A 3,440-nucleotide genomic window follows, 5' to 3' on the forward strand; every position below is an offset into this window, starting at 1 on the left:
GCGCCACGAGCCGCAATGGCATCATGACACTTGCGCGTGTCATAGGCGCCGTCTGCGGTGACGCTGCCGATCTCTTGTTCGGGTGGGATCTGATCGAGCAGTTCCGGCAACATTGGGGCGTCGCCGATGCCACTGCTGGTGAACTCAACGGCACGGATCTCCAACGTTTGCTCATCGATCCCGAGGTGGATCTTTCGCCGGACCCGCCGTTTGGGACCGCCGTGCTTGCGGGCATTCCACTCCCCTTCGCCCTCGACCTTGATGCCGGTGCTGTCGATCAGCAGATGCAGCGGGCCCTTGGAGCCGCGATAGGGGATGTTCACGGCCAAGGTCTTCTGTCGACGAGACAGCGTGCTGAAATCGGGCACCGCCCAGTCCAAGCCGACCAACTTCAGCAGGCTCTCGACGAAACCAGTCGTTTGCCGGAGCGCCATACCGAACAAGACCTTCATTGAAAGGCACGTCTGGATAGCGGCGTCGCTATAGGTCAGATGGCGGCCACGCCGTCCTGTCGGCGCGGCATCCCAGGTCATGTCGGGGTCAAACCAGATCGTCAGCGAGCCCCTGCGCTTGAGCGCTTCATTGTAGGCTGGCCAGTTCCTGGTCTTGTAGGTCGGGGGTGTAGGTCTGCTCATGCCACCCAGCTACCATGCTCGATTCACGAGATGAATCCCCCGAACGGATTTGCGCAACAGAGCCCAGTCAATCATAAGCCAACTTTTAAATCGTAATAAATATTTTGTAATCGGACTAGAGCCCGTGGACAATCATACTTCCCATAGATTTTGATTTCTGATTCAAATCTCCCAAACGGAGGTTGGGATGAACGAGCAGCGCTTTGTGGTGACGGATCGTGTGTGGCGGCGGCTTGAGCCGCATTTGCCTGGAAAAGCCAGCGACGCGGGGGCTACGGCAAATGATAACCGTCTGTTTCTGGAAGCGGTGTTCTGGCGCGTTCGCACCGGGTCTCCATGGCGCGATCTGCCGCCCGCCTTCGACAACTGGAACAGCCAGTTCCGCTGCTTCCGCAGATGGGCGAAAGCAGGGGTTTTCGAGAGCCTTTTCATAGCCATGAGTGGTGACCCCGACCTTGAATATGCCCTCATCGACGGCACCATCGTTCAGGTTCACCAGAAGGCAACCGGCGCAAAAGGGGGACTCAGGCTCAGGCCATCGGACGCTCGCGTGGCGGCCTGACGACTAAAATCGTCGCGCTAGTGGATGCGCTCGGCAATCTGATCCGTTTCCTATTATTGCCCGGGCAGGCACATGACACAAAAGGCGTCGCGCCACTGATCCGTAAAGTTCCCTTCGGGGCTCTTCTTGCAGACAAAGCGTTTGACGCGAACTGGCTTCTGGAAGAACTGGATGCACGTGGGGCATGCGCCGTGATCCCACCGAAATCAAACCGAAAGCAACAAGCGCAACTACGACGCAGACGCTTACAAGTGGCGCCATATGATTGAAAACTACTTCGCAAAGATCAAGGAATTCCGAGGCATAGCAACACGCTATGACAAGACCGATTGCAGCTACACCGCCAATTGGAACCTCGCCGCAGCCCTGATTGCTTCAAGATGAATGTCCACGGGCCCTAACTGGTTGACAGCAATAGTGGAATCTTGAAGTTGAAAGTTGTCGTTCCGCGTTCACATGTAACTTCGATCCGGCCATTATGCGCGATCGCAATAGAGGAGGCGATATATAGCCCAAGACCTAACCCCTCCCCAGCGGCATGGGCGCCGCGCTGGAAGGGTTGGAAAAGATTTTGATGCAGTTCAATAGGCACTGCTGCACCTTGATTTGCGACACTTATCTGAACGCCCGATATGTCTATCAGACCCCGCACGTGAATATGTGTCTCCAATGTGCCGTAACGCACAGCATTGGATAGTATGTTTGAAATAGCTTGTGCGACGCGCGGAGCATCGCAGCTAACAGGACGGTCAAAGCACAAATCCAGTGTGATTTCATGATCCGATGACGTGGCGCGGACTTCTTCGACAACTTGAGTTATCGCCTCGGTAAGCGGCGCATTGAATTCGGCCGAAATGCGGATACCGCCACCCAGCCGTGCTTTGGCGTGCAGCATAATATTTTCGATAAGATCGTTCATGCGGCGCAAAGATGCGCGCATTAATGGAAGGATAGTCTGCGCCTTTTCGGTCATAGGCTCTGTGCCCAGCTGCCGGAAGCCAGCGTCTAGTGCTGCCACGGGATTGCGCAAGTCATGTCCAAGAACTGCTATAAATTCCTCTTGGATGCGGCTTAATTCGCGCTCCTGCGCAACCAGCTGCTCCTGCGCTTTTAAACGCTCTTCTGTTTCAAGGCTTCGGCCAATGATATCGGCAAACATTTCCAGCATTGCCACGGCGCGTGGATGTTTGACATCACGCGCCTCTGTATCGATTGCGCATAATGTCCCGAAAAAGGTCCCGTCACTACGATGGATCGGAATTGAAGCATAGCTGACGATGCCGAACTTGGCCGCAATAGGATGGCCACCATAGACTTCGTCAGTCGACACGTCATTAAACATAACCTTACGGGATGTTTCGCGAACTGACTGACAAAAAGTAGATTGTATTTCGATTTCATCGCCCGCAGCCAAGCCGAAATTGACCTCGTCTACTGTTCGACATGCTACCCAACGATCAGCCGTTACGCGCGCGACAGCTGCAAATCGCATGTTCGTGGCCAACATCACTGTTTCCAGAATAGTACCGATCAATGCACTATTAGCAAGCATCTCAATGTCATTTTGAAAGTTATGCGTTCCCTCTAAATATGCAGAATGATCCTGTGTAATCACATTCGGAGGCGTCCTATCTATCATTCGTGTCTCCTTGCGGTTGGGCTTGGGACTACATCCGCGTTCCTGTTTGTAAAGGAAGCAAGCTGACGGCCTCCCCTTTTGATCGATAGAAATATTTTAAAACATGCCGGTGGGCAATATTCCTTCATGCTTTCAAAGCGAATGACATGATTTTGGTTGACTTGCAGAAGCACAAGCGTGCCTTCACTGCTTTCGCAGTGGCCACGAACGAATATGGAGGCACTAGGGCGCTGTTGCACAAATCAGCTAATGACCGCAGTATCCCTTTCCCCGGCCACACTTATCCCAGGGGCACAGTGACGGGGATGTCGAGGGTAGTGAAGCGGTTCATGACCGCCGCACGGATCTGAACTTCTGCAATTTGGTGGTCGAAGTCGCGGGACATCAGCCTTTGTCCGATCAGCTTCACGCAGTTCATTTTTGTCTCTACCCTGCTACGTCGGTGGTAGCCGCTCCAATTCCGCCAAAGCGCCCGGCCAAGAAGTTTTGACGTCCGCAGGATCTCGTTGCGCGCTCGGGCTCCTGCCGTGTCCGGCTTCCAGAGCCTCGCATTGCGACGGGGCGGAATGATTGCTGCCGCGCCGCGGTCGGCGACCGCGTCGTG

General features: G+C 54.6%; 3 protein-coding genes and 1 pseudogene. 1 reads left to right on the forward strand and 3 read right to left on the reverse strand.

The window, feature by feature from the left end; translation table 11 throughout:
• On the reverse strand, positions 1–635 hold a 635-nt coding region (locus tag DWB67_RS17510), incomplete at its 3' end, for an IS5 family transposase (RefSeq protein WP_119808827.1).
• A 187-nt stretch (positions 636–822) separates the two neighbouring features.
• On the opposite strand from DWB67_RS17510, the pseudogene DWB67_RS17515 reads away from it, so the two are divergent.
• Positions 823–1,581 (forward strand): annotated as a pseudogene (locus tag DWB67_RS17515) (IS5 family transposase).
• Positions 1,582–1,594: 13 nt separating this feature from the next.
• On the opposite strand, the gene DWB67_RS17520 reads toward DWB67_RS17515, so the two are convergent.
• Both DWB67_RS17520 and DWB67_RS17525 read right to left on the reverse strand, forming a co-directional pair.
• The gene (locus DWB67_RS17520) at positions 1,595–2,836 is read right to left on the reverse strand and encodes a GAF domain-containing sensor histidine kinase (RefSeq protein WP_119808826.1); all 1,242 of its coding nucleotides are present in this window, start codon (positions 2,834–2,836) and stop codon (positions 1,595–1,597) included.
• A 280-nt stretch (positions 2,837–3,116) separates the two neighbouring features.
• On the reverse strand, positions 3,117–3,440 hold a 324-nt coding region (locus DWB67_RS17525; RefSeq protein ID WP_370453608.1), incomplete at its 5' end, for a transposase.

The organism is Paracoccus sp. JM45 (assembly GCF_003590715.1).
In the GTDB taxonomy this organism is placed as follows: Bacteria; Pseudomonadota; Alphaproteobacteria; order Rhodobacterales; family Rhodobacteraceae; genus Paracoccus.